The organism is Niallia sp. FSL M8-0099, from assembly GCF_038006945.1.
GTDB lineage: Bacteria > Bacillota > Bacilli > Bacillales > Cytobacillaceae > Niallia > Niallia circulans.
Map to the genome: position 1 here is coordinate 1,155,351 of NZ_JBBOWF010000001.1, position 24,652 is coordinate 1,180,002.

Sequence of the window (24,652 nt, forward strand, 5' to 3'; positions counted from 1 at the left end):
TTTAGGAAATAAATAAAATAATTTTTTATAAAAAAGAAATAATTCTTGTAATAAACTGAGTTTTTAGCTAATGAAGGTTTGAGGATTCATAGTGTATAATGAGATAATATTCATTAAGGAGTATGTTTTCTTAAAGGAATTCAGTTAGTAAGATGATTACGTGTTAATAAAGCGGTAAACAAGGGCGTTTATACATTGTTTATAATAAAGAAAATAAAGAGGGAAAGAACAGGAGAAAAAATGAAAAATTATAAAATGCTTATTCAATATGATGGTGGACGTTACAAAGGATGGCAGCGTCTGGGAAATGGAGACCAATCTATTCAAGGGAAAATTGAAAATGTCTTAACAGAAATGGCAGGAGAAAAGATTGAAATTATTGGCTGCAGCCGAACAGATGCAGGGGTACATGCCTTATCTCAAGTTGCCAATTTTAAAATGAAGAAAGAGATGACGGAAAAAGAAGTAATGAATTATTTAAACCATTACTTGCCAAATGATATTAGTATATCAAAAGTACAGATTGTACATGATCGCTTTCATGCGAGATATAATGCGAAGGATAAAACATATTTATATAAAATATGGAATAAATCGTATACCCATCCATTTATGCGTAAATATAGCATGCATGTAGAGAAACGATTAAATCTAAAGAAAATGGAACAAGCAGCTGCCTATTTTGTGGGGAAACATGATTTTACAGCTTTCTCCAATGCTAAATCAAAGAAAAAGTCTATGGTGAAAGAAGTATACTTTGCTGATATAAAAGAAGTTGACGGATTTATAGAAATTCGCGTGAGCGGCGATGGCTTCCTTTATAATATGGTCAGAAAAATGGTTGGTACATTGATTGAAGTTGGCTTAGGAAATATTGAAGCTGATGCTATTCCAGCAATTATGGAAACAAAGGATCGCAGCCTAACAGGCATGATGGCAGAAGCGAATGGGTTATTTTTAGAAAAAGTAAAGTTTTAATAGAAGTGAAGGCGAGCAAGTGGTTATTTTGAACTGCTTGCTTTTTTGTATCCTTTTAATGGTTAGGGAACAATAGTGAGGGACAGAGTGATTGAATTGCATCTAAACTTTAACAGCAAAAGATATACAAAGAAATTCATTATATTACTTTTAAAAATAAATTTTATACTATATATCTGAAAAGCTTTGCTAAAAAAAGAATGATTTGACGAATAAAAGGATAATTATATAAGATACAAAGATTTGTCACATCCTTTTGGTAATAAATAATTTTTGAATGCAGAAGTGAATTTATTTGGAGGAGGAAATTTTAGATGAAATATGCTGATGACAGTCTTATGCTTCATACCGATCTCTACCAAATTAATATGATGGAGACTTATTGGAGAGATGGAATACATGAACGAAAAGCTGTATTTGAACTTTATTTTCGCAAGCTGCCATTTGGTAATGGCTTTGCCGTTTTTGCTGGTTTAGAACGGATTTTATCTTATATAAAAAATTGCCGATTTACGGATAGTGATATTGATTATTTAAGAAGTGGAGTTGGCTATAAAGAGGACTTTTTAGATTATCTAAAAAATGTTACTTTTTCAGGAGACATTTATTGCATGGAAGAAGGAGAGCTAGTATTTGCTAATGAACCTATTCTACGTGTGGAAGCTCCACTTGCAGAAGCACAATTAGTGGAGACAGCATTATTAAATATTGTTAATTATCAAACACTTATTGCCACTAAAGCTGCGAGAATGAAACAGGTTATTGGCAGTCAAACGGCGATGGAGTTTGGAACAAGAAGAGCGCAGGAAATGGATGCGGCGATTTGGGGAACAAGGGCTGCCTATATCGGGGGATTTTCCGCCACTAGTAATGTAAGGGCTGGTAAGATTTTTGGCATACCTGTATCTGGTACACATGCACATGCATTAGTTCAAGCTTATCAAGATGAATATGAAGCTTTTAAGAAATATGCGGAGGCGCATACAGACTGCGTTTTTTTAGTGGATACATATGATACACTTCGTTCTGGTGTACCCAATGCCATAAAGGTAGCAAAGGAATTTGGTGACAAAATTCATTTTAAAGGAATTCGCTTAGACAGTGGAGATTTAGCCTATCTTTCTAAGAAAGCAAGAGCAATGCTTGATGAAGCCGGGTTCTACGATGCGAAAATTATCGCATCGAATGATTTAGATGAGTATACAATTATGAATTTACAGGCAGAAGGAGCAAAGATTGATATTTGGGGAATTGGCACAAAGCTGATAACAGCGTTCGATCAGGCAGCATTAGGAGCTGTGTATAAATTAGTAAGCATTGAAAATGAATCAGGTGAAATGAGAGATACAATAAAATTATCTGGAAATCCGGAAAAGATATCCACACCAGGGCAGAAAAGGGTATATCGAATTATTAATAAGGAAAATGGTCATGCAGAAGGTGATTACATTACCCTCGCAACTGAAGCTATCACACAAGAACCTTTAAAAATGTTTCATCCTGTTCATCCTTATTTGAATAAGGTGGTAACAAACTACCAGGCAATTGAACTACATCATCCGGTTATAAAGAATGGACAAATTCAAATAACTCCACCACTATTAACGGATATTCAAAAAAAGGTCGAGGAAAATCTAGAGTTGTTATGGAATGAATATAAAAGAACGCTCAATCCGGAAGAGTATCCAGTTGATTTAAGTAAGGCTTGCTGGGAAAACAAGCGCAATTATATCGAGAAAATGAAGAGGAAGACGAACCGAATTTAAAAGGGAGGAAAATATGTGAGAAAAATAGGGGTTTATGGATCATCCTTTGATCCTATTACAAATGTTCATCTTTGGACAGCTAGCACAGTTGCTCATCGATGTAAGTTAGATAAAGTTATCTTTCTTCCTTCTTCGAGCAAAAGAAGAGATAAAACAATGGAAACAGCTGATGAACATCGCATAGAGATGGTCAATATGGCAATAGCTGACAATGATAAATTTGCAGTCGATGACTATGAAATGAAGCAAGATGGCTGGGAAATCTATACGTATCACACAATGAATTATTTTAAAAAATTATTTCCAGAAGACGAAGTATATTTCATTATGGGAGCCGATTTACTTGTTGATATTGGACAAGGCAAATGGACCAAAGGGGAAGAATTGGTAGCGGAAAATCGATTTATTGTTATGGCCCGAAATGGAGTTGATATGCTTTCCACGATCAGCCGCTCACCACTTCTCCGCAATCATGATGATGGGAAGACCTTTCACTTGTTAGATAAGGGACTGTCCATGGAAATAAGCTCTACGTATATACGGGAAGAGTTTTCAATGGGGGGAGAACCAAGGTATCTTTTGCCAGAAAAGTGCTATCAATATATAAAGAAAAATAAGTTATATCAGTAAACCGTTCTAAAAAAAGCATAGAAAAGAACAAAATTAATAATAAATTAGTAATTGATGAATACTGAATAGTCTGATAGAATGGAGGCAATCTAAAGGCTATGTGTAACTGGCGAAATACGGATAACCGTAGGGGAGCACATAGTGTCGTATGCCGTTCGCCTGGGCAGAGGTAAGGGAATGAACTCCTTGCCTTTTTCTTTTTTTACTATTTCCGTTAAAAAAGGGAAGCAGTATGTTCCAAGCTTACAAAGAATATAATTGATGAAAAAGGGAGCAATGGAGATGAGCACTACGACTGTTAAAGAAGTAAAAACAATTAAGACGTTAAATAATATTGCAGCAAGTGGACTAAATGTATTTAAAAAAGGGAATTTTACAATGGATGATACGAGTGCCAATCCTGATGCGATTCTTTTGCGCAGCTTTAATATGCATGGGTTGGAATTGGGAGATAATTTAAAGGCAATAGCACGTGCAGGAGCAGGAGTCAATAATATACCGGTTGAACAATGTACAGCAAAAGGAATTGTTGTATTTAATACACCTGGTGCGAATGCAAATGCCGTAAAAGAGATGGTGCTCATGTCATTAATGGCTTCTTCCCGAAATTTATTTGAAGGAGTATCATGGGCCAAAACACTTGTTTCGGAAGGTGATCAAATTCCAAAACTTGTGGAAACAGGTAAAAAACAATTTGTTGGACATGAAATTAAAGGAAAAACATTAGGCGTAATTGGTTTAGGTGCAATTGGTGCTCTGGTAGCAAACGATGCTCTTGCCCTTGATATGGATGTTATTGGGTATGATCCATTTCTTTCTGTCGATACTGCTTGGAATTTATCACGTAATGTTAAGCGAGCAATGACATTAGATCAATTATTTGCAGAGTCTGACTATATTACGGTTCATGTTCCATTAACGGAAGACACGAAGGGAATGTTTAATAAAAAGGCTTTTGCCTTAATGAAACCTGGTACGCAAATTCTGAATTTTTCTCGTGGAGAGCTAGTAAATGAAATAGACATGGCTGTTGCATTGGAAGATGGGAAGATAGGACGATATATAACAGATTTCCCAAATGAACATGTTCTCCAAATGAAAAATACGATTGCGATTCCACACCTTGGTGCATCTACAGGAGAATCAGAAGAAAATTGTGCGGTAATGGCAGCGCGTCAGGTAAAGGATTTCTTGGAAACTGGAAATGTGAAAAACGCTGTGAACTTTCCGAATGCATCTATTCCCTATACGGGAAAACGTCGGGTGACGGCATTCCATTTAAATGTTCCTAATATGGTTGGTCAAATGACACAAGTAATTTCTACCTATCAGTTAAATATTGCCGATATGATAAATAGAAGCCGCGGCGAATATGCTTACACGATGATAGATATTGATAACCAAGTAGCGGATGAGATTGTTCCTCTTTTATCTAAGCAATTAAAGGAAATCGATGGAATTGTAATGCTGAGAGTAATCTAATTCGCGAAATAGTAAATAGACACTTACACTTATAGGCTCTCAGGCAAAATAGATTTTTGCTGGAGTCTATTTGTACCTAGTTGGATTATGACAGCGATGGAGTACAAGACAATGGAAAATTATCTATTTTATTAAATCAACATTTTTTTAACAAAAAGGGCTGTCCAACAGGACAACCCTTTTGCTTAAAGCAGTTTATTTAAATAACACACTTACTGACTTATGTTCATAAACGCGGCTGATGGCATCACTTAGTAATTCAGCAATAGATAACTGTGTAATCTTGTCGATTCTTTTTTCTTCTGTAAGTGGAATGCTGTTTGTTACAATCAATTCCTTAATTTGTGATTCTTGTATCATATCAATAGCGGGTTCAGATAAAACGGGATGAATACAACATGCGTATATTTCTTCAGCGCCATTATCAAGTAAGGCTTTCGCAGCAGTAGTTATCCGATAAGAAGTATCCACTATATCGTCTATAATAATTGCCGTTTTTCCTTCGATATTACCAACAACGTTTACTTCGCGGGGACCGAAATCTTTTGGACCTCGTTTATCGATAATAGCGATAGGTGCTTTTAAGCGGTCTGCGAGCTCACGTGCCCGGGTTACGCTGCCGTGGTCTGGGGCTACTACAACAACATCATGTGTAAAGTCTTTCGTATTTAAATAATCAGCAAGAAGCGGGATACCTACTAATTGATCAACTGGGATATTAAAGAAGCCTTGTGTTTGTGGAGCGTGTAGATCTAAAGTTATCACACGGTCTGCACCAGATTTTTGAATTAAATTGGCAACTAATTTAGCTGTAATGGGCTCTCTTGGTTGGGCTTTTCTATCTTGGCGTGCGTATCCATAATAAGGGATAACGACATTAATAGTGTTAACAGAAGCTCGTTTTAATGCATCTATCATAATAAGCAATTCCATAATACTTTGATTTACAGGATCGCATGTAGATTGAATAACAAATACTTCGCAGCCGCGGACACTTTCTTCAATATTGATTTGAATTTCACCATCACTGAATTTTTTGACCGTACACTTTCCTAATTCGGTACCGAGATGATTTACGATTTCTTGAGCTAGTTCTGGCGACGAATTGAGTGCGAAAACTTTTAATTTGGTTCCTTGATATGAATTGGGCATGAATGCTTCCTCCTATAATTTGAACATTCGTAGTGATGATTCATTTTCCTAAAGATACTTCTAACAAATATTGTAGGACACTGATATTTGCATTGCAACCTAATAATAGATTTTTTTCTTCCTGATGTATCTTTCTTCTTGTATGTGGGAGCAATGGAATTGTCTTAGTAATTTATAGCCTTATAATCTGCTTTTACAAACCTAAAATGAAAGATGTTTTTTTAAAAGAAACTTTTGCTATTTGATCATGCAGAGATTCGTGTATCTTGTCTTAGAATGTGCTAAACTATAATTCGTTAATTCTTATTACATAAAAAAATTTAAATAGTAGAACTGAAAAGAGAGTGATAAAACATGCAGCAAGAAACATTGTCTAGAGGGTTGAAAAACAGACATGTTCAATTAATTGCAATTGGAGGAGCAATAGGAACAGGGCTTTTTCTAGGGGCTGGTAAATCCATCCACTTAGCAGGTCCGTCTATTTTATTTGCCTACATCATAACTGGTATCATTTGTTTTTTGATTATGCGAGCACTAGGAGAGTTGCTTCTTTCTAATCTGGAATATCATTCCTTCGTTGATTTTGTAAATGATTATTTTGGCAATAAAGCTGCCTTCGTAACAGGCTGGACGTACTGGTTCTGTTGGATTTCGATTGCAATGGCAGATTTAACTGCTATCGGCATGTATACAAAGCTATGGTTTCCACATGTACCTCAATGGTTACCAGGGTTTATCGCTTTAATTGTCTTACTTATTATGAACTTAGCTACTGTAAAGCTTTTTGGAGAGATGGAATTTTGGTTTGCTTTAGTTAAAGTTATTGCCATTATTGCATTAATCATTATTGGCTTTATTATGATAGTAAAAGGCTTTTCAACAGATGCTGGTCCTTCAAGCTTTACCAATCTGTGGAATCATGGCGGCATGTTTCCTAATGGAATGAACGGGTTTATTCTTTCATTTCAAATGGTTGTTTTTGCGTTTGTAGGAATTGAATTAGTAGGGCTTACAGCTGGGGAAACAGAGAATCCTGAAAAGGTTCTTCCAAAGGCAATTAATAATATACCGATAAGAATTTTAATTTTTTATGTGGGGGCATTGCTTATTATTATGAGTATTTACCCTTGGAATGCCATTAATCCTGCTGAAAGTCCTTTTGTTCAAGTATTTTTGGCCGTTGGGATTACAGCAGCGGCAGGGATTGTGAACTTTGTTGTATTAACTTCCGCAGCATCAGCCTGTAACAGTGCGATCTTTAGCACAAGCAGAATGATGTTTGCGTTGGCAAAGGAAAAGAATGCACCAGAATCCCTTGCTAAATTAACAAAAAATCAAGTGCCATCAAATGCACTATTCTTTTCTGTGATTGTTGTGTTAATTGCGGTTATTTTAAATTACATCATGCCAGAAGGCGTATTTACGTTAATCACAAGCATATCGACCGTTTGCTTTATCTTTATTTGGGCAATTACTGTTCTTTGTCATTTAAAGTATCGTAAATCACGCCCAGCACTAGCGGCAAAAAATAAATTTAAAATGCCACTTTTTCCATTTGCAAATTATCTTATTCTTCTTTTTCTAGCGTTCGTCCTTGTTGTATTAGCGCTTGCTGAAGATACAAGAGTTGCATTATTTGTTACACCAGTCTGGTTTATCTTATTATTGGTGATTTATCAAATTAAGTGGAAACAATCTGCAAGTTGATAGATTTCTTTTATAAATGGAGCCTGAAATTGATTTGAATATCGATTTCAGGCTTTGTTTTATTAGTAGCGGAAGATTTGAAAAAATCAAAAAATATATTGACAAAATCTTCAATAAAATGCTATTATATTCTTCTTTTGAAAAGGAGGGAGAACGCAATGATTAAAGTTCAAGGAATTAATAAGTCCTTTAAGGTGGCAAAGAGGGCAGCAGGTCTACGAGAAGGACTGAAAGCTCTTGTTTCAAGGGAGCATACAATTGTCCATGCATTAAAGGATATAAGTTTTACGATAAATCCTGGAGAAATGGTGGGATATATCGGTCCAAATGGAGCAGGGAAATCAACGACGATCAAAGTAATGAGTGGTATTCTGGTACCAGACAGCGGCGTTTGTGAAATTATGGGTTATACCCCTTGGCAGGATCGTGTAGAATATGTGAAAAATATTGGCGTTGTTTTTGGGCAGCGATCCCAGCTATGGTGGGACGTTCCAGTAATCGATTCATTTGCCCTTTTAAAAGATATATATCATGTACCAGACAAGGACTATAAGGACACACTGTCGTTATTAATGGACACACTCGAGTTAAAAGATATCCTGCATTCACCAGTAAGACAGCTCAGCTTAGGACAGCGTATGCGTTGTGAAATTGCTGCTTCTCTTATCCATAATCCACAAATTCTCTTCTTAGATGAACCTACCATTGGTCTTGATGCCGTAAGCAAGATAGCAGTTAGAAATTTTATAAAAAAAATCAATAAGCAAAAGAACGTAACAGTTATTCTGACAACACATGATATGTTTGATATCGAAGCCCTATGTGACCGTGTTCTTCTAATAGGAAAAGGGAGCCTATTATATGATGGGAATTTGCAGGAATTAAGAAGCCGTTTTGGCTCCCATCGTACCATTACTGCAGACTATAAATCTAGCAATGCACCAGTCGAAATTCCTGGGGCCGATATTCTTTCTTGGACGGAGGAAAGAGCTATATTAAGTGTAGATACCTCAGAAATTTCTGTCTCGGAAGTTATTATGAAATTGTCTCATTCCCTGGATCTTGTTGACGTTTCTGTAACATCACAGCCGATTGAAGATATTATTGTACAGCTTTATAAGGAGTACGAAATATGAGGACAATTAAACCATATGTGGCTGTGTTAAGATTGCGATTATTAAATGGGATGCAATACCGGGCAGCGGCTTTAGCGGGTGTGGCTACACAGTTTTTCTGGGGATTTATTTATATTATGATTTTTCAAGCTTTTTATATGCAAACGATGGGTGAACAGCCTATTTCTTTGGAAGAATTAGTTACTTATTTATGGTTACAGCAGTCTTTTTTAGCGTTTATTATGCTATGGTTTCGTGATAATGAATTATTTGATTTAATAACGACAGGAAATATTGCTTATGAGTTATGCAGACCAATCGGAATTTATGAATATTGGTTTAGTAAGTTATTAGCGCAGCGGTTAGCAAGTGCGCTGCTAAGGTGTTTTCCAATACTATTACTGGCATTTCTCCTTCCGCCAGCTTATCGGCTAATGCTGCCGCCAGATCTAAAAACATTTTTATTATTTTGTATTTCCCTCTTATTAGGATTGTTCGTATTAGTGTCTATTTCTATGTTTATTTATATTTCCGTTTTTATAACGCTTTCGCCAATGGGATCTCTGTTAGTATTTGGTGTAGTAGGGGAGTTCTTTGCTGGGATGGTAATACCTATTCCGCTTATGCCAGAGTGGCTTCAGCAAATTGTTTACCTTCTACCATTCCGATTAACGGCAGATTTTCCGTTTCGAGTCTATTCTGGCAACATTCCGAATACTGAAGCAGTTGAAGGAATCATAATTCAATTAATATGGCTGGCAGCACTTGTGTTTCTTGGGAAAATGGCATTACATAAAGCGATGAAAAAAGTCATTGTACAAGGAGGGTAAATAGTATGCGCCTTTATTTTCAATACCTTCTGCTCTTATTTAAATCACAAATGCAGTATCGAACGTCTTTCTGGCTATTGTCATTAGGGCAGTTTCTTGTGCCCTTTTCTGCCTTTGCTGGATTATATTTTTTATTTGAAAGGTTTGGTCAAATTAAAGGCTGGGATTTTTATGAGGTGGGTCTTTGTTTTGCTGTCATTCATATGGCTTTTGCATTAAGTGAATGCTTCGCAAGAGGATTTGATAATTTCTCCAGCCTTGTTGCCAGCGGTGATTTTGATAGATTGCTTGTTCGACCAAGGACGACTTTTATTCAAGTGTTAGGTTCGAAATTTGAATTTACAAGAGTGGGAAGGTTATTACAGAGTGTTATGGTTCTAGGGTGGGCATTATTTAATCTAGCAATTGATTGGAACATAATGAAGTGCATCACGCTGTTGTTAATGATTTTAAGCGGTGTTTTTATTTTTACAGGAATTTTTATTTTGGCAGCGACTCTTAGCTTTTGGACCATTCAAGGATTAGAGATTGCTAATATTTTTACCGACGGCGGCAGAGAAATGGCTCAATATCCATTAAATATTTATCAAAAATGGGTGACGCGTTTTTTTACTTTTGTTATTCCTTTTGGTACTGTCAATTATTTGCCTTTGCTTTACCTTCTTGGTAAGGGGGGCGAAGCGGAATGGTTATATATGCTAACCCCGCTTGCAGGGATTTTATTTATCCTTCCTTGTATTCTTGTGTGGATAGTTGGTGTGCGTCACTATCGGTCAACTGGTTCTTAAAATGGGATGTTTCTTAAACTCGTAATGGTGGTATAAATCTAGTAGATAAATATATGCATCATGAAATATTGGGAGGCGTTTTACAATGAATAAAGATTCAAACACAAACCTTGCAGGCAAAACTCATCAGCCTGACGAGAAGAAACAAAAGGATGAAGCTTCAAAAGGATTGAAAGAAACGCATGATCAAGCAAATGATAGTTTAACAGAGGGAACCATTGATAAGAAAAAAGACAAAGAATAACCATTTTTAAGCGTCAAGAAGATGGAGAAAACGAGGAATCGTTTTCTCCATCTTTTTTCATGTCACTAAATAATAGATAAGGGAGCAAAAAGAGGATATAATTATATCCGCAAAAGTAAAGGAAAGAAAGGCTGATGGAATGAAAAAAAGATGGAGGATATTAATTGGCTTTTTGGTTTTATTGTTTATCCTATTTGGTGCCTATCAATTAATGAACGCTCGATCTTTTCAATTATTCGGTGGATTAACAGATCATGTGAAGACAAAGAAAAAAGTAGTTGCCTTAACATTCGATGATGGACCTACCAAAAATGTAGATGATATTCTGTCCTTACTAGATGCTTACGATGCAAAAGCAACTTTTTTTCTAATTGGAAATGAAATAGAAAAAAATCCTCTTTTGGCAGAGAAAATTGCGGAAAAAGGACATCAACTTGGAAATCATACATACTCTCATGAGCGTATGATATTTAAGTCGCAAGCTTTTATAAGGAATGAAGTAGAAAAAACAAATCAATTAATTGAAAAAGCTGGTTATACAGGTGAAATAGATTTCAGACCGCCAAATGGAAAGAAGCTAGTTGGGCTTCCTTATTTCTTGAAACAAGCAGAAATAGATACGATTCTATGGAACATGGAGCCTGATACGTATTATCAGACGGCAGAAGACAAGATAAACTATGTGAAAGAGTCAGTAAAGCCAGGTTCCATTATTTTGATGCACCCAATGTATGATAAGACAGGGCAAGAACAAAAAGCGTTAAAAGGAATTTTAAGTACACTAACAGAAGCTGGGTATACATTTGTTACGGTTAATGAGCTTCAAGAGATGGCAGATAGCAATTAATTGTTAAATAGCAAATAGAAAAAGGTATGTGGATTTTAGCCAGATACCTTTTTTTATGAATGAAATACCTTAGCTTTCACGTTTCACTGCAAAAGGTGGTTGCTCCATCCAGCCATTTTTAATCATAATTTTAGCAGCATCTTCTGTAAATAAACCTATCTGTGTTAATGCTCTTGTATACATAAAGGCAATATCATGCCGACCATTTACAGCTATTGAGTTACCAAAGGATCTAATTTTCATCGAAAACATATCCATTTTATGAAATAACATTATTTTATCCGAAAAAGGAGAAACAGTTGATGTTGTAATTAAGTGATCAAGAAACGATGGTGTTGGTAAATGATCATTATGTAGTTTTTCCATATACTGTTCAACATGCTTATCGGTAAAGTTCTTTCCTCTAATAAAGAGTTCCCGAATCTCTTCTTGTTGGACAACTTGACTAAATGCCATAATCAATGCTTTACTCGCTACATTGTTCTCGATATTATCGTAAAGATGTGCTATTTCTAATGCATGTAATGATCTTACATGTCCAAAATAACCATTTAAAAAATCCTTTTGAACAAACATTTGACTTTCAGGAATGGGAATAATAGGCGGTTTACGGGTAAAGCCCTTTTTCATTAATATTTCCTTAATTTGCTCTATTAAACGTACGGTAGAACTCATACAATATTGGAAAAATTCTTTTACATCCTTTCGAAAAACAAGGGGAATAGCTACGTTATAAATGCTTATTCCAGCCTTAGCGGCATACTTAAGATAATGAACATAGTATTCATCTTCAAACAAACGAGGTGCATGAAGGTTTACATCTTCTTCTAGGGAAAAACCTTTTGGCAATGGAAAATTCTCCTTTGAAAGTATTTCTGCTGATATAGATAAAAATTCTGTGCTCAACTTTAAGGCATTTTTCAATAGCTTTTTAATATCAGAATCCTCGACATGCTGAAGGAAATAATGGAGAAAACATTTTGACATGCTGTTGCCCATATACGTTGCCCAAAGTTTACCTAATTCTGCTGATGTTAGCTTTTCACTTAGGTCAGTTTGTTTTAAATCTATATTCAATGGTTTTGGTTTCGCGTCCATCTCAAAAAACTCCTTTAGTTGGTTTTGTTTTAGTATTCACAGACATATTTAATCGTATGCTAAATTTACCTATTAATATTGAATCAATTTTTAGCTTTTTCCTTTTTATAAGGGAAGACCTTTCACTCTATGTACCAATCGTTTAGAATAATTACAGAAAAGAAAAATTATGGGAGTAGAAAATGAAAATACTAATAGTTGAAGATGATAAAACAATTGCTTCTGGTTTAGATTACAGTTTACAAAGTGAAAATTATGACACAATTATTTGTCATGATGCCAAAGGCGCGAGAAAAACGATAGCGGCAGAGCTTAACCATATTGATCTATGTTTATTTGACTTGTCTCTGCCAGATGGTTCTGGTTATGAATTATGTGAGCTTGTGAAAAGTAAATCAGATAAGCCCGTTATCTTTTTAACGGCATTAGATGATGAAGTTAATGTAGTAATGGGCCTTGATATGGGGGCAGATGACTATATTACTAAACCGTTTCGCCTGAGAGAGCTTCTTTCAAGAATAAAATCCGTATTGCGCCGCTACAATGTACAGCAACAAAATACTCCTTTCATCGAAATAGACGATATTCGTATTAATACATTGGAAGGAAAGATCTATAAAAAGGCTGAAGAAGTGGTAGTCACGGCCCTGGAATACCGGTTATTTCTGATATTCGCCAATAATTTAGGCCAAGTTTTAACAAGGACACAGCTATTGGAGCGAATCTGGGATGTTGCAGGGGATTTTGTTAATGACAATACCTTAACAGTTTACATTAAAAGGCTCCGCGAGAAATTAGAAGATAATCCCCAAAAGCCAACCATTATAAAAACTGTCCGTGGTCTTGGCTATAAGGTAGGTGACTAGTAATGCTTCGTAATCGTGAAGTGAAAGTAATGATGATCGTTTTAGTATGCATAAGTATCTTAGCGATTATATATGCACTGATCTCCTTTTCTTTCGCTGCAGCCGTTTATTTGTTTATCGTTATCAGCATTATTTTTATTATCTTTTTTTTATTTACAAGATTCCGTTATAAGGAAATAAAACAGCTTTCGAGCTACTTACAGCGAATAAGTAATGGAGATGAAAGTCTGGACATCCGCGATAATGTTGAAGGCGAATTAAGTATCTTAAAAAATAATATCTATAAAGTTACCTTAATGCTTTCAGAACATAGCACACTTCTTCGTCAGGAAAAATTGAAACTGACAGATGCAATTTCTGATATCTCTCATCAATTGAAAACACCGCTGACTTCCATGGTGGTAATGACTGATTTGTTAAGCAATCCCCATCTGGAAGAATCAAGAAGGCGTGAGTTTACGAATAATATCTCGATACAGCTGGAAAGAATGGAGTGGTTAGTTTCTTCTTTACTGAAATTATCGAAAATGGATGCTGGGACGATTCCTTTTAAAAAGGAAAAAGTAGTTGTGAAAGCACTAATTCATAAGGCGGTTGAACCAGTATTAATTCCGATGGATATAAAAGAACAGACTTTGCAGATTACTGGAGATGATAGTGTTACATACATAGGTGATTTTAACTGGACAGTAGAAGCAATAATAAATATCTTAAAAAATTGTGTAGAGCATACCGGAGAAGGTGGACAAATACACATTAACTTCGCGGAAAATGTCTTGTTTACAGAAATGGTTATTCAAGATAACGGCAAGGGCATCGCTAAAAAAGATTTACCTTACATTTTCAAACGATTTTATAAAGGGGAAAATGCTAGTGAAGACAGCATCGGCATCGGCTTAGCAATGGCCTATAGTATTATAAAAAGCCAGCATGGGGATATTGAAGTAAGAAGTAAGATAGGAGAAGGAACTACTTTTCATATTAAATTCTATAAACAAGTGATTTAGTGTAATTGAGTTATGAATGATAGCGGAAATTAGAATAGATGAAAAAGAGAATTCGTTTTACTGTGGGGAGGCGTTCATTGAAGGAATGAACGCCATAATTTGTTCGGCAGGAAGGGAAAGCGGCGTTCATAAAGAGGATGAAAACCAAAATTGGTTCGGCATGAAGGAAAAGTAGTGTTCATAGAGGGAATGAAAGCCAAAATTGGTTCGACCGGAAGGAAAAGTGGTGTTCATAAAGAGGATGAAAGCCAAAATTGGTTCGACAGCAAGGAAAAGTGGTGTTCATAGAGGGAATGAAAGCCAAAATTGGTTCGACCGGAAGGAAAAATGGTGTTCATATAGAGGATGAAATCCATATCTGTTCGGCAGCAAGAAAAAGTAGTGTTCATCCAAAGGAGCCCCCAATACCATCATAAATAAACACAAAAAAGCTATAACCATTTAAAGTGACTAAATTGTCACTTTAAAGTCACTCAATAGTCACTTTAGACAGTTAGACTAAGAGCATCAAGTAATTGGAGGGCGAATAAATGGAAATTTTAAAAATAGAAAATCTGTCTAAAGTATATGGAAAAGGGGAAACAGCTGTTAAAGCATTGGATAACGTATCCTTTTCTGTTAATAAGGGGGAGTTTGTAGCAATAATTGGACCATCTGGGTCAGGGAAATCGACTTTGCTTCATATGCTAGGTGGAGTAGATAGACCAACAAGTGGAAAAGTTTTTGTAGATAATACAGATATATATCAATTAAATGAAACACAATTAGCTATTTTTAGGAGAAGACAAATTGGTCTTATCTATCAATTTTATAACTTAATCCCCATTTTGTCGGTAGAAGAAAATATTACGCTGCCTCTTCTATTAGATAATCACAAGGTAGATAAAGAACAATTTAATCGCATTGTTTCGATATTAGGTCTGCAGCAAAGATTAGATCACCTGCCTAATCAATTATCAGGGGGACAGCAGCAGCGCGTATCCATTGGACGAGCACTTATCAGTAATCCCGCAATTATGCTGGCAGATGAGCCTACAGGGAATTTAGACAGTAAAAATAGTGAAGAGATTATGGAACTATTAAAAATGTTTAATAAAACCTATAATCAAACACTTATTGTTATTACCCATGATGAACGGATTGCATTACAAGCGGATCGTGTCATTTCTGTTGAGGATGGAAAAATCGCCAAAAATGAGGTGATTCGTCCATGAATATAATGAATAAACTTACTTTGAGAAATTTAAAGGAGAATAAGCGAAGAACGCTAGTGACGATTATTGGCGTTATTATTTCTGTCAGTATGTTGACAGCTGTTGCCACTCTTGGTGTTTCTTTTATTGATCTATTAAAAAGAGATACGATAGCAAGGGGCGGAGAATGGCATGCGCAGTTTATAGGTGTGAATAGCGAGCAAGCTAAAGAGATAAAAAAAGATAGCAAAATTGAAAAAGTTATCTTATCAAGTGATTTGGGTTATGCGGAATGGAAGGATTCGAAAAACGAAAATAAACCGTACTTATTTTTTAAACAATATGATGAGCAAGGATTTGAGCAATTTCCAATTCGTTTAAAAGAAGGAACGTATCCAAAATCCGCGGATGAAATTATCATATCTGATGAAATGAGGAAGAAAGGGAATAGTTCTTATGCCATCGGTGAGGAAATAAAAGTTAGTATTGGGGAAAGACATTTAAAATCAGATGGAGAAGATACGATATTAACACAAACAGATCCTTTGCAAAGGAATGAAGAAGGAGAAAAAACGGAGGAAATCCAGCAAGCAAAAGCAGCTACATTTAAAATTGTGGGGATTATGGAAACCCCATCATGGGAATCTTCATGGGCACCAGGCTATACAGTAATTAGCTATTTGGACCAAAAGGAGTTAACGACTAACAGCAGCGTCAATGCAAGTGTAGTCATGAAAAAGGTAAAGCAATCTTTATATGAGGACTTGGAATCCTTAGCAAAGAAATTATCTATTGCCAAAGTAAATTTTAATGATGAGCTCCTGCGTTATGAGGGAGTATCTTCACATGATAATGTGCTTGTTACGATGTATTCTCTATTAGGAATTATCATACTTGTAATTGTAATTGGTTCTGTGGCATTGATTTATAATGCTTTTGCCATCAGTGTGTCAGAACGGGCAAGACATTTAGGCATGCTTTCTAGTGTCGGCGCAACTAAGAAACAAAAAAGAAATTCAGTGTTTTTTGAAGGCACAGTTATAGGAGGCATCAGCATCCCGATAGGAATCCTTGCGGGACTAGCAGGAATTGGTGCGACATTCTATTTTATAAATAAATATTTTAAAGTAGCTTTAAACACTACAGAAGGCCTGAATGTAGTAGTAACGCCTTATTCCATCTTATTTTCCATTCTGATTTCCATTGTAACAATTTTTATTTCTACCTATCTGCCAGCAAGAAAGGCATCAAAGATTTCAGCAATAGATGCAATAAGACAAACACAAGATATTAAATTAACTGGAAAAAAAGTAAAAACTTCTAAACTTGTGCGCAAGGTATTTGGTTTAGAAGCGGAAATTGGCTTGAAAAATTTAAAACGTAATAAACGAAGATATCAAACAACTGTTTTTTCGTTGGTTATAAGTATTTTGCTTTTCTTAACTGTAGCATATTTCACAGATAATATGAAAAAATCAGTTGGGCTATCACAGAAAAATATTGATTATGATATTGCAGTGTCTGCTGATTCTAATACTACAGAGGAAGAGATGCAGATTTTAGCCAATGCACCTAGTGTTACAAAAAGTAATGTAATTAAAAGCACCTATGTGAACACTTATCTTGCTGAAGATGTATTAAGTAAAAATAATAAGGAAAAAGTGAAGAAAGATAAAACTATTCTTGAGAATGGTAAACTATCATTTAATGTGAATTTCTTTGTGCTATCTGATACAGCTTTGCAGAAATATGCTAAAACTGCAGGCTTTAATTCCCAAGAATATACGAATCCTAATGTTCCAAAAGGTATTGTAATAGAGAACGTTTCTTATTTTGATCCATATGAAAAGAAATTTGTGGAAGAAAAAGTGATAAATGCAAAACCTGGTGATTATATGGATCTCTATCGCTACAATTTTGACAAGGAAAAGGATGAAAAGTTTAATAAGATTCAAATTGGTACTTTTACCAATGAAACGATAATGGGGATTGATGCTAATAGTCATGGAACAATTACCATGATTATATCCGACGAGGTAGCAAAGGAATTATTTAAAAATGAAAATATGGATATGAATTACACGCTCTATTTAAACAGCGATAATCCAGAGAAAACCCAAGAGGAATTAGAAGATCTAAAAACAAGCTCGGTCTATATCTACAATGTCGAAAAAGATCGTAAGCAATCAGAGCAGATGATTATGATGATGTCTGTCTTTATGTATGGGTTTATTACGCTCATCTCATTAATTAGTATTGCCAATATCTTTAATACCATTTCTACAAGCATTTCTTTGCGAAAAAGGGAATTTGCCATGCTGCGTTCGGTTGGAATGACCCCAACTGGCTTTAATAAAATGATCTATTTTGAGAGCATTTTTTATGGAATAAAAGCATTGATGTATGGTCTTCCAATTAGTATTGGAGTAATAGCTATCATATACTGGTCGATAAGCAATACATTTGAATATGGTTTTGCGCTTCCGTGGATGAGTATTCTCTATGTAGTTATTGCGATATTTATCATTGTCGCTTCTGCTATGCTATATTCAGTCAGCAAAATTAAGAAAGAGAATATTATCGATGGTTTAAAGCAAGAGAATATTTAATAGAAATAAAATAAGAATGAGAAAAAACTCGTCCGTTTTGGCGGGTTTTTCTCATAGGAAAAAGCAAGCAGGTAAGTGAAAAAAATATAGAATCGGTAAGTATGGTAGAGGAGGGGAATATGAAGAGAGATATTTTACAACAAAATAAAAAAGCTGGAATCAAGCAGCCCATCATTTTAACGGGATTTATGCACTACCTAGTTATGGCACGTTTAGCAAACAAAAGAAGAACGAAGGCAACAAATAAAAAATCCTTACATATCGGCTGTGGCAGCGGACATTCTTTGCTTTATATGGCGGACAAAGGGGCTTACCCAAAGTAAGAATGAGTACTTTTATAAAAGAATTGATTAAAGCAGGATTTACAATTGAATCTGTTATAGAAAGCGAGTTTTCCAAAAGCTTGGAAACGGTCGAGGCTGAAATCTCTCATCGCTATTATTCCTTATACAAAGCAAGGAAATTTCCAACTACTATGATTATTAAAGCAAGAAGAACATGACATGTGGGAAGCCGCATGTCCTTTTTAGTATTTCAAGTCTTTAAAAAAGAAAGCAAAAACTATTTCCGGCAATTGGGATTGTAACAAAAAGAAGTACAACGTTATTATTAGACATTCCTAATACTGGATTTTATAATTTAATTATCTGCTAGTTTGTTAAAGTTATCACATTGGAAGCAATCTTTGATTAATTGCATTTGTAAACGCATTCTTATAGGCGTTTTGAAACCAGGATAAAAATAAGGTTGGAACTTTCCCTTTAATGTTCAGTGTAATCAATACCTTATTTTTAAATATATGAAAAAGGGGATTTGAAAATGGTAATTTCTTTAAATGCAGCAGCTATATTGGACGCAGAGTATGGTCTTTATATTAATGGACAGTGGCAAAAGGGTTCGGAAGGGAAGCTGATGGCAAGCTTCAATCCAAGTAACGGCGAAAAGCTAGCTGACTTTGTTGATGCAACCTATACAGATGTTGATCAAGCAGTGGATGCAGCAACAGAAGCTTTAAAATCCTGGAAAAAAGTAAGTTTATTAAATAGAAGTAACTTACTATTAAAAATTGCCGATTTAATCGATGAAAATGCGGAAAAATTAGCGTTAGTAGAAACATTGGATAATGGAAAACCGTTAAGAGAAACAAGAAATATAGATGTGCCATTAAGTTCGGACCATTTCCGCTATTTTGCAGGGGTCATTCGCTCTGAAGAAGGAACTGCCCAAGCCTTTGATGAAGATACTCTATCAATTTCGATTAAAGAGCCGATCGGAGTTGTCGGACAAATTATCCCTTGGAATTTTCCCCTTTTAATGGCTGCGTGGAAAATCGCCCCAGCTATTGCTGCAGGCAATACGGTCGTTATTCATCCATCTTCTTCTACTTCTTTAAGTGTGCTGGAGCTGGCCAAAATATTAGATCAAGTTTTACCAAAAGGGGTAGTCAATGTAATTACTGGTCGCGGCTCTCATTCCGGGGACTATATGTTAAAGCATGAGGGCTTCGCGAAGATTGCCTTTACAGGATCTACAGAAATTGGCCAAGAAGTTGCTGTGGCTGCAGCAAAAAGGCTTATTCCCTCTACACTTGAGCTGGGCGGAAAGTCAGCAAATATCATCTTCAACGATGCGCCAATGGAGCGAGCTTTAGAAGGGGTTCAATTAGGCATCCTCTTTAACCAAGGACAAGTATGCTGTGCTGGTTCTCGAATTTTTATCCAAGAAGGAATTTATGAGGAGTTTCTTGCGAAAATGAAGCTGGCTTTTGAGGATGTAAAAGTTGGCTTGCCTTGGGAAGAAGATGTCGTGATGGGTTCACAAATAAATGAACGCCAACTAGAGCAAATTTTAGAATATGTAAAAATTGGAGAAGATGAGGGTGCTAGAGTTGTAACAGGTGGGTGCAGGCTCATAAATAACGGATTAGAAAATGGGGCATTTATGGCTCCGACGATTTTAGCTGATGCTACCAATGATATGCGTATTGCCCAAGAAGAGATTTTTGGCCCAGTTGCAGCAGTCATTAAATTTAAGACCGAAGAAGAGGTTATTGAGCTGGCTAACCAATCAGAGTTTGGCCTTGGAGGAGCGGTGTTCTCAAGAGATATTAATACAGCATTGCGTGTAGCAAGAGGTGTGGAAACAGGCCGGATGTGGGTGAATACGTATAATCAACTGCCAGCAGGAGCGCCATTTGGCGGTTACAAGAAATCAGGAATCGGCAGGGAAACATATAAGAGCATCTTAGAAGGCTATACACAGACGAAAAATATATATATTGTAACGAAAGAAGAAACAGAGGGATTATATTAAAGGAAGAGGAAGCTGTTAAGACATTGTCTTAGCGGCTTTTTTCTATGCTTGGAATTTCATGTATAATTTGCTCTTAGATAAAAAGAAATTTAATTTAGTACTTTCGTGAACTTTTTCCAAAGTAGAAAGTCTAATGTATAGGAACAAAGAGGAGGTGATTAATTGGAAGAATTAGAGATTAACAGGAAAGCTATTAAAGGAGATGATGATGCCTTTCTGGAAGTCATGCAATTACATAAAGAATCACTGTTAAGGGCTGCTTTAGCATTTCTCAAAGACGAAGACGCGGCAATAGAAGCCTTGCAGGAAGTAACCTATCGGGCATATAAAAAAATACATACCATTAAGGAACCAGCCTATTTAAAAACATGGCTGACAAGGATTATGATTAATTACTGTCAAGATCAAGTAAAGAGGAAGAATCGGATTATTTCTGATAAACAACTATATGATGTATCTGTCCACCAAAACCAATCGTTAATCGAATTAAAGGAAGCCCTTGGAATGTTATCATGTGAAGACCAGCAATTAATCTATTTAAAATACTTTCAAAATACGAAAATCAAAGAAATCGCCGCAATGGAAAATATTCCAGAAGGAACGGTAAAGTCTCGATTACATAAAGTACTGAAAACGCTTCGGCTATATTTTAAAGAGAAAGGAGCGAGTGATCATGTATGAAGAAGAGGAACAAAGATTGTCTAGGTTAAAGGCTGATTTAGAAAAAGCAGCATTACCGCTCGAAAAAGCAGAAGAAGCCATATTAAGCGGAATTTTGAAAGCTAAACAGGAAAAAAATCGGGCGAAGAAAAAACAAAAAAGATTAATCGGGCTTGCAATTGCTGCAATAATCATCATTTCCTTTGTAACATCTATTCGGATTTCTCCAACCTTCGCAAATGCTCTATCGTCCATCCCTGGAATGGAATGGTTGATTGGTTATATTGAACAAGATAAAGGGTATTCTGCCATTATCGAAAATGATTATTATCAAAAGGTAGATGTTTCTGAGACAAAAGGTGATTTAACGTTAAAGATTAACGGAGTGATTATAGATGAATCAGGAATAAATATTTTTTATACCTTACAGTCTACTAAGTCTCTAACTGGTGGAAAGATAAAGGATGTTAATCTTTTTAATAAAGAAGAATTTCCTGAGCATGCACAAAGCAATAATGTCTTTTTTGCTGATGATATCGAAAATGAATTTCAAGATAAGGTGGAATACCAATTTGTTAAACCTTTTTCCTTTAAGGAATTAAAGTTTAACTTTGAATTCATTACAGTAATAGACAACAGAGAAATAAAATTTCTGATTCCTTTTGAGCTAAAGGAAAATGTAAAGAAGCAGATTACTTATCCAATAAACCAAGTGGTGGAAGTAGAGAATCAAAAAATGACGATTGAAGAAATGATTGTCTATCCTTTAAGAATTGGTGTAAAAGTAGCATTCGATCCAGCAAATACAAAGGAAATTTTGGGATTTGAAGATATGCGCTTAGAAAATGAGAACGGTGAAGTGTGGTCGTCTATTGCAAATGGAGTTGTAAATACAACTTTGAGTAAGTATGAAAAAATGTATTATCTCCAATCAAATTATTTTGAAAAACCAAAGGACCTTTATTTGCGGATCAATAAACTAATGGCGATTGATAAAGAAGAAGCGATGGTTATCGTGAATACAGAAACAAATACATTGATAAACAATCCGAAAGATGAAAGGCTAAAATTAGGGAAAACATCTAAAACACAAGTGGAATTTTCTATGGATTCGAATAGTGAGGAAGATCCAAAAGATCTCTTTAGTACTGCAATTGCTGCAGATGGAAAAGAATTATCCATTTCTAAGATAGAAAGTAGAAGCTCGCACAAAGAAATAAGTTGGATTTTATCTTTTGATAACACAATGTATAAAAATCCTTTAAAGCTCAAATTGGCTGCTTATCCAAACTATATTAAAGGAGATATAAAAGTAAAATTAAAATAAAAGGATAGGCTTTATTTAGTAAGGTAAAAAGGAATTTAAAAAAAATGAAAACCAATTTTTATCATAAATTAGGCATGGAGGTAGAAAAATGAAAAATAGTTCATCCATAATTTTTGGGTTAGTGATAATAATAGGTTTCACCATATTAGGTTTGTTCATATTGTCTGCATTTGGTAAAGAGTCTATAAAAGTAGAAAATGTTAATGAGGATTATAGATATGAATTAGTTCCTGCAAATGAGAATAATATTATCATTTTCGATAAGAAGACTGGTGAATATTGGAGCAAATTTATCCCAAGCAATGAAGGTCCTACTAATTGGGAGAAAGGCGATTTTCCAACAAATAATAGCAGTAAATAATAGACTAAGTGCATTGACCACCTTTCCTTTTTGATCTGAACCCAAAAAGTTAGACACGGGATTTAGGCAGCTACTAGGGCATGAGTTCGATATTGCACCGGACTCATGCCTTTTAATTTTGTCTTAATCCGTTTGTGGTTATAGTAGTGAATGTAATTCTCTAATTCTTCTTTAAAATGCTCCATACTCTCAAATTCTTTTAAATAGAGTAATTCAGACTTTAATAAGCCAAAGAAATTCTCCATGACTGCGTTATCTAAACAATTCCCCTTACGTGACATACTTTGAGTAATCTCATGTTTCTTTAAAGCATGTTGGTACTTCTTCATTTGATACTGCCAACCTTGATCCGAATGGAGGATAGGGGTGTCACCCTCTTTCAAATGCTCAAAAGCTTTGTCCAGCATTTTCGAAACAAGTAGATAAACAGGACGCTTTTCTATGTTATAAGCGATGATTTCTCCGTTGAATAAATCTAGAACGGGGGACAAATATAGCTTCTCCCCGTGTAGATGGAATTCTGTTACATCCGTTACCCACTTTTCGTTTGGTTTCGATGCTTTAAAATCACGTTCCAAAATATTTGGGGCTATTTTCCCTACTTGCCCACGGTAGGAACGATATTTTTTCATACGCACAAGACACTTTAATCCCATCTCATTCATAAGACGGCGGACTGTTTTATGATTTATTTTGATGCCTCGGTTATGTAATTCTAATGTGATCCGACGATATCCATATCGTCCCTGATGTTCATCAAAAATCTCCTGAATTAACTCTTTAACTTCCTTATATTTATCTGGGCGATCCATTTGTTTTACCCAATAGTAATACGTACTACGCGCAATACCAGCGACCTTTACTAGATCAATCACTTTAAATTCTTGCCTTAATTCATAAATTATTTGCGCTTTGTCCTGTTCTGTAGTTTTTCCTTTTCTTGAATTAAGGCATGTAACTTTTTTAAGTAAGCATTCTCCATCCGTAAACGTTCATTTTCAGCTCGTAATGCTTCTTCAGACCCTTCTACTGGTTGAGGTTTATTCGTTTCCTTTTTCATTGGTGGGCGCCCCTTTTGTGTTGGTTTCAGGGCGTCAATTCCATGTAATTCAAAACCTTTTTGCCATTTTAGAATGGTACTATGTGTTGCAATGTTAAATATTGCAGCAGTTTCCCTTATAGACGTCCCTGTCTCTCTCATATAATTCAGTACGTCTAGTTTAAACTGTGTTGTATAAGATGTATAGGGTTTTATTAAAGCATCGGCACCATGATATTCATATTGTTTTATCCAATTTAATAAGACTGTATGATGTACCCCTATGGATTTCGCAATAAATTTTACCCCCTCCGTTCCCTGTAGATAACGAATAACTGCTTCTATTTTTTCCTCTATATTAAATTTAGACATATAAAAACTGCACCTCCAACTGTTAGTTTGTGTCTAACAATTGGGGTGCAGTTCATCCTTTGAGGTGGTTTTTTATTGTGCTTTTCCGTATCCTTATTGTTTTGTCGTTGATTTTATATAGTTTCGTTCAGTGTATTTCACTGTTCTTTCACGAAGATATATCTGAGAATAAAATATTAATCAAGTTTTTATATAGATAGCGTTGTCTTGCATAAATTTACCGATCTGTTTAACTGACTACATAATAGAAAAAGAATAATCCCTGCTA

General features: G+C 35.4%; 24 protein-coding genes and 1 riboswitch. Of the genes, 21 read left to right on the top strand and 3 right to left on the bottom strand.

What is annotated here, in order from left to right:
- Window positions 1–240 precede the first annotated feature (240 nt).
- The 4 genes from truA to NSQ92_RS05390 all read left to right on the top strand — a co-directional run bounded on the left by truA (window position 241) and on the right by NSQ92_RS05390 (window position 4,856).
- Complete coding sequence (truA, locus tag NSQ92_RS05375; protein WP_341152458.1) at window positions 241–978, top strand: tRNA pseudouridine(38-40) synthase TruA; 738 nt, start codon at window positions 241–243, stop codon at window positions 976–978.
- A gap of 314 nt (window positions 979–1,292) precedes the next feature.
- Window positions 1,293–2,744 carry a nicotinate phosphoribosyltransferase gene (locus NSQ92_RS05380; protein ID WP_047941573.1) on the top strand — a complete coding sequence of 484 codons (1,452 nt, stop codon included), beginning with the start codon at window positions 1,293–1,295 and terminating at the stop codon, window positions 2,742–2,744.
- A 15-nt stretch (window positions 2,745–2,759) separates the two neighbouring features.
- The gene (gene nadD, locus NSQ92_RS05385; RefSeq protein WP_061799595.1) at window positions 2,760–3,374 is read left to right on the top strand and encodes a nicotinate-nucleotide adenylyltransferase; all 615 of its coding nucleotides are present in this window, start codon (window positions 2,760–2,762) and stop codon (window positions 3,372–3,374) included.
- A 92-nt stretch (window positions 3,375–3,466) separates the two neighbouring features.
- A riboswitch (ZMP/ZTP riboswitch) is annotated at window positions 3,467–3,546 on the top strand.
- A 110-nt stretch (window positions 3,547–3,656) separates the two neighbouring features.
- A complete protein-coding gene (locus NSQ92_RS05390; RefSeq protein ID WP_047941575.1) occupies window positions 3,657–4,856 on the top strand; it encodes a phosphoglycerate dehydrogenase in 1,200 nt (399 codons plus the stop codon).
- Between the two features lie 195 nt (window positions 4,857–5,051).
- Here NSQ92_RS05390 and NSQ92_RS05395 read toward each other — a convergent pair whose 3' ends face one another.
- On the bottom strand, window positions 5,052–6,008 hold the full coding sequence (locus NSQ92_RS05395; RefSeq protein ID WP_047941576.1) for a ribose-phosphate diphosphokinase: 957 nt from the start codon (window positions 6,006–6,008) through the stop codon (window positions 5,052–5,054).
- A gap of 354 nt (window positions 6,009–6,362) precedes the next feature.
- Here NSQ92_RS05395 and NSQ92_RS05400 point away from each other — a divergent pair, with 354 nt between their 5' ends.
- From NSQ92_RS05400 to NSQ92_RS05425, 6 genes are all read left to right on the top strand, one after another.
- A complete protein-coding gene (locus NSQ92_RS05400; RefSeq protein WP_047941577.1) occupies window positions 6,363–7,715 on the top strand; it encodes an amino acid permease in 1,353 nt (450 codons plus the stop codon).
- Between the two features lie 158 nt (window positions 7,716–7,873).
- On the top strand, window positions 7,874–8,851 hold the full coding sequence (locus NSQ92_RS05405) for an ABC transporter ATP-binding protein (protein WP_095319866.1): 978 nt from the start codon (window positions 7,874–7,876) through the stop codon (window positions 8,849–8,851).
- A complete protein-coding gene (locus NSQ92_RS05410) occupies window positions 8,848–9,660 on the top strand; it encodes an ABC transporter permease (protein WP_235844513.1) in 813 nt (270 codons plus the stop codon). The genes NSQ92_RS05405 and NSQ92_RS05410 overlap by 4 nt, the downstream gene beginning before the upstream one ends.
- A 5-nt stretch (window positions 9,661–9,665) precedes the next feature.
- Window positions 9,666–10,448: an ABC transporter permease gene (locus tag NSQ92_RS05415; protein WP_047941579.1), complete on the top strand. Its 783-nt coding sequence runs from the start codon at window positions 9,666–9,668 to the stop codon at window positions 10,446–10,448.
- A gap of 85 nt (window positions 10,449–10,533) precedes the next feature.
- A complete protein-coding gene (locus tag NSQ92_RS05420) occupies window positions 10,534–10,692 on the top strand; it encodes a YozQ family protein (protein ID WP_095257720.1) in 159 nt (52 codons plus the stop codon).
- Window positions 10,693–10,831: 139 nt separating this feature from the next.
- Window positions 10,832–11,539: a polysaccharide deacetylase family protein gene (locus NSQ92_RS05425; protein ID WP_047941580.1), complete on the top strand. Its 708-nt coding sequence runs from the start codon at window positions 10,832–10,834 to the stop codon at window positions 11,537–11,539.
- A gap of 69 nt (window positions 11,540–11,608) precedes the next feature.
- Here NSQ92_RS05425 and NSQ92_RS05430 read toward each other — a convergent pair whose 3' ends face one another.
- Complete coding sequence (locus NSQ92_RS05430; RefSeq protein WP_061799585.1) at window positions 11,609–12,637, bottom strand: DUF3231 family protein; 1,029 nt, start codon at window positions 12,635–12,637, stop codon at window positions 11,609–11,611.
- Between the two features lie 182 nt (window positions 12,638–12,819).
- On the opposite strand from NSQ92_RS05430, the gene NSQ92_RS05435 reads away from it, so the two are divergent.
- The 11 genes from NSQ92_RS05435 to NSQ92_RS05485 all read left to right on the top strand — a co-directional run bounded on the left by NSQ92_RS05435 (window position 12,820) and on the right by NSQ92_RS05485 (window position 22,973).
- Window positions 12,820–13,503: a response regulator transcription factor gene (locus NSQ92_RS05435; protein ID WP_061799584.1), complete on the top strand. Its 684-nt coding sequence runs from the start codon at window positions 12,820–12,822 to the stop codon at window positions 13,501–13,503.
- A gap of 2 nt (window positions 13,504–13,505) precedes the next feature.
- Window positions 13,506–14,510: a sensor histidine kinase gene (locus tag NSQ92_RS05440; RefSeq protein WP_095257719.1), complete on the top strand. Its 1,005-nt coding sequence runs from the start codon at window positions 13,506–13,508 to the stop codon at window positions 14,508–14,510.
- A 16-nt stretch (window positions 14,511–14,526) separates the two neighbouring features.
- The gene (locus tag NSQ92_RS05445; protein ID WP_176474005.1) at window positions 14,527–14,685 is read left to right on the top strand and encodes a hypothetical protein; all 159 of its coding nucleotides are present in this window, start codon (window positions 14,527–14,529) and stop codon (window positions 14,683–14,685) included.
- A 355-nt stretch (window positions 14,686–15,040) separates the two neighbouring features.
- A complete protein-coding gene (locus tag NSQ92_RS05450; protein WP_047941584.1) occupies window positions 15,041–15,724 on the top strand; it encodes an ABC transporter ATP-binding protein in 684 nt (227 codons plus the stop codon).
- Window positions 15,721–18,312 carry an ABC transporter permease gene (locus NSQ92_RS05455; RefSeq protein WP_341152459.1) on the top strand — a complete coding sequence of 864 codons (2,592 nt, stop codon included), beginning with the start codon at window positions 15,721–15,723 and terminating at the stop codon, window positions 18,310–18,312. Before NSQ92_RS05450 ends, NSQ92_RS05455 begins: the two co-directional genes overlap by 4 nt.
- Window positions 18,313–18,431: 119 nt before the next feature.
- Window positions 18,432–18,635 (top strand): hypothetical protein, encoded by a 204-nt coding sequence (locus NSQ92_RS05460; protein ID WP_235850057.1) that lies wholly within the window; start codon window positions 18,432–18,434, stop codon window positions 18,633–18,635.
- 2 nt (window positions 18,636–18,637) lie between these two features.
- The gene (locus NSQ92_RS05465; protein ID WP_176473240.1) at window positions 18,638–18,814 is read left to right on the top strand and encodes a hypothetical protein; all 177 of its coding nucleotides are present in this window, start codon (window positions 18,638–18,640) and stop codon (window positions 18,812–18,814) included.
- Between the two features lie 317 nt (window positions 18,815–19,131).
- Window positions 19,132–20,625, top strand: a complete 1,494-nt coding sequence (locus NSQ92_RS05470) for an aldehyde dehydrogenase family protein (protein WP_095257716.1) — start codon at window positions 19,132–19,134, stop codon at window positions 20,623–20,625.
- 162 nt (window positions 20,626–20,787) lie between these two features.
- Complete coding sequence (locus tag NSQ92_RS05475) at window positions 20,788–21,306, top strand: sigma-70 family RNA polymerase sigma factor (RefSeq protein ID WP_047941587.1); 519 nt, start codon at window positions 20,788–20,790, stop codon at window positions 21,304–21,306.
- Window positions 21,299–22,612 carry a DUF4179 domain-containing protein gene (locus tag NSQ92_RS05480; RefSeq protein ID WP_047941588.1) on the top strand — a complete coding sequence of 438 codons (1,314 nt, stop codon included), beginning with the start codon at window positions 21,299–21,301 and terminating at the stop codon, window positions 22,610–22,612. Before NSQ92_RS05475 ends, NSQ92_RS05480 begins: the two co-directional genes overlap by 8 nt.
- 88 nt (window positions 22,613–22,700) lie before the next feature.
- Window positions 22,701–22,973 (top strand): hypothetical protein, encoded by a 273-nt coding sequence (locus NSQ92_RS05485; RefSeq protein WP_047941589.1) that lies wholly within the window; start codon window positions 22,701–22,703, stop codon window positions 22,971–22,973.
- Window positions 22,974–23,035: 62 nt separating this feature from the next.
- Here NSQ92_RS05485 and NSQ92_RS05490 read toward each other — a convergent pair.
- Window positions 23,036–24,384, bottom strand: a protein-coding gene (locus NSQ92_RS05490; RefSeq protein WP_341152345.1) for an IS3 family transposase whose coding sequence is annotated in 2 segments (ribosomal slippage) — window positions 23,036–23,928 and window positions 23,928–24,384 — 1,350 coding nt in all. Because the reading frame shifts where the segments join, the coding sequence is not laid out codon by codon here.
- Window positions 24,385–24,652 lie beyond the last annotated feature (268 nt).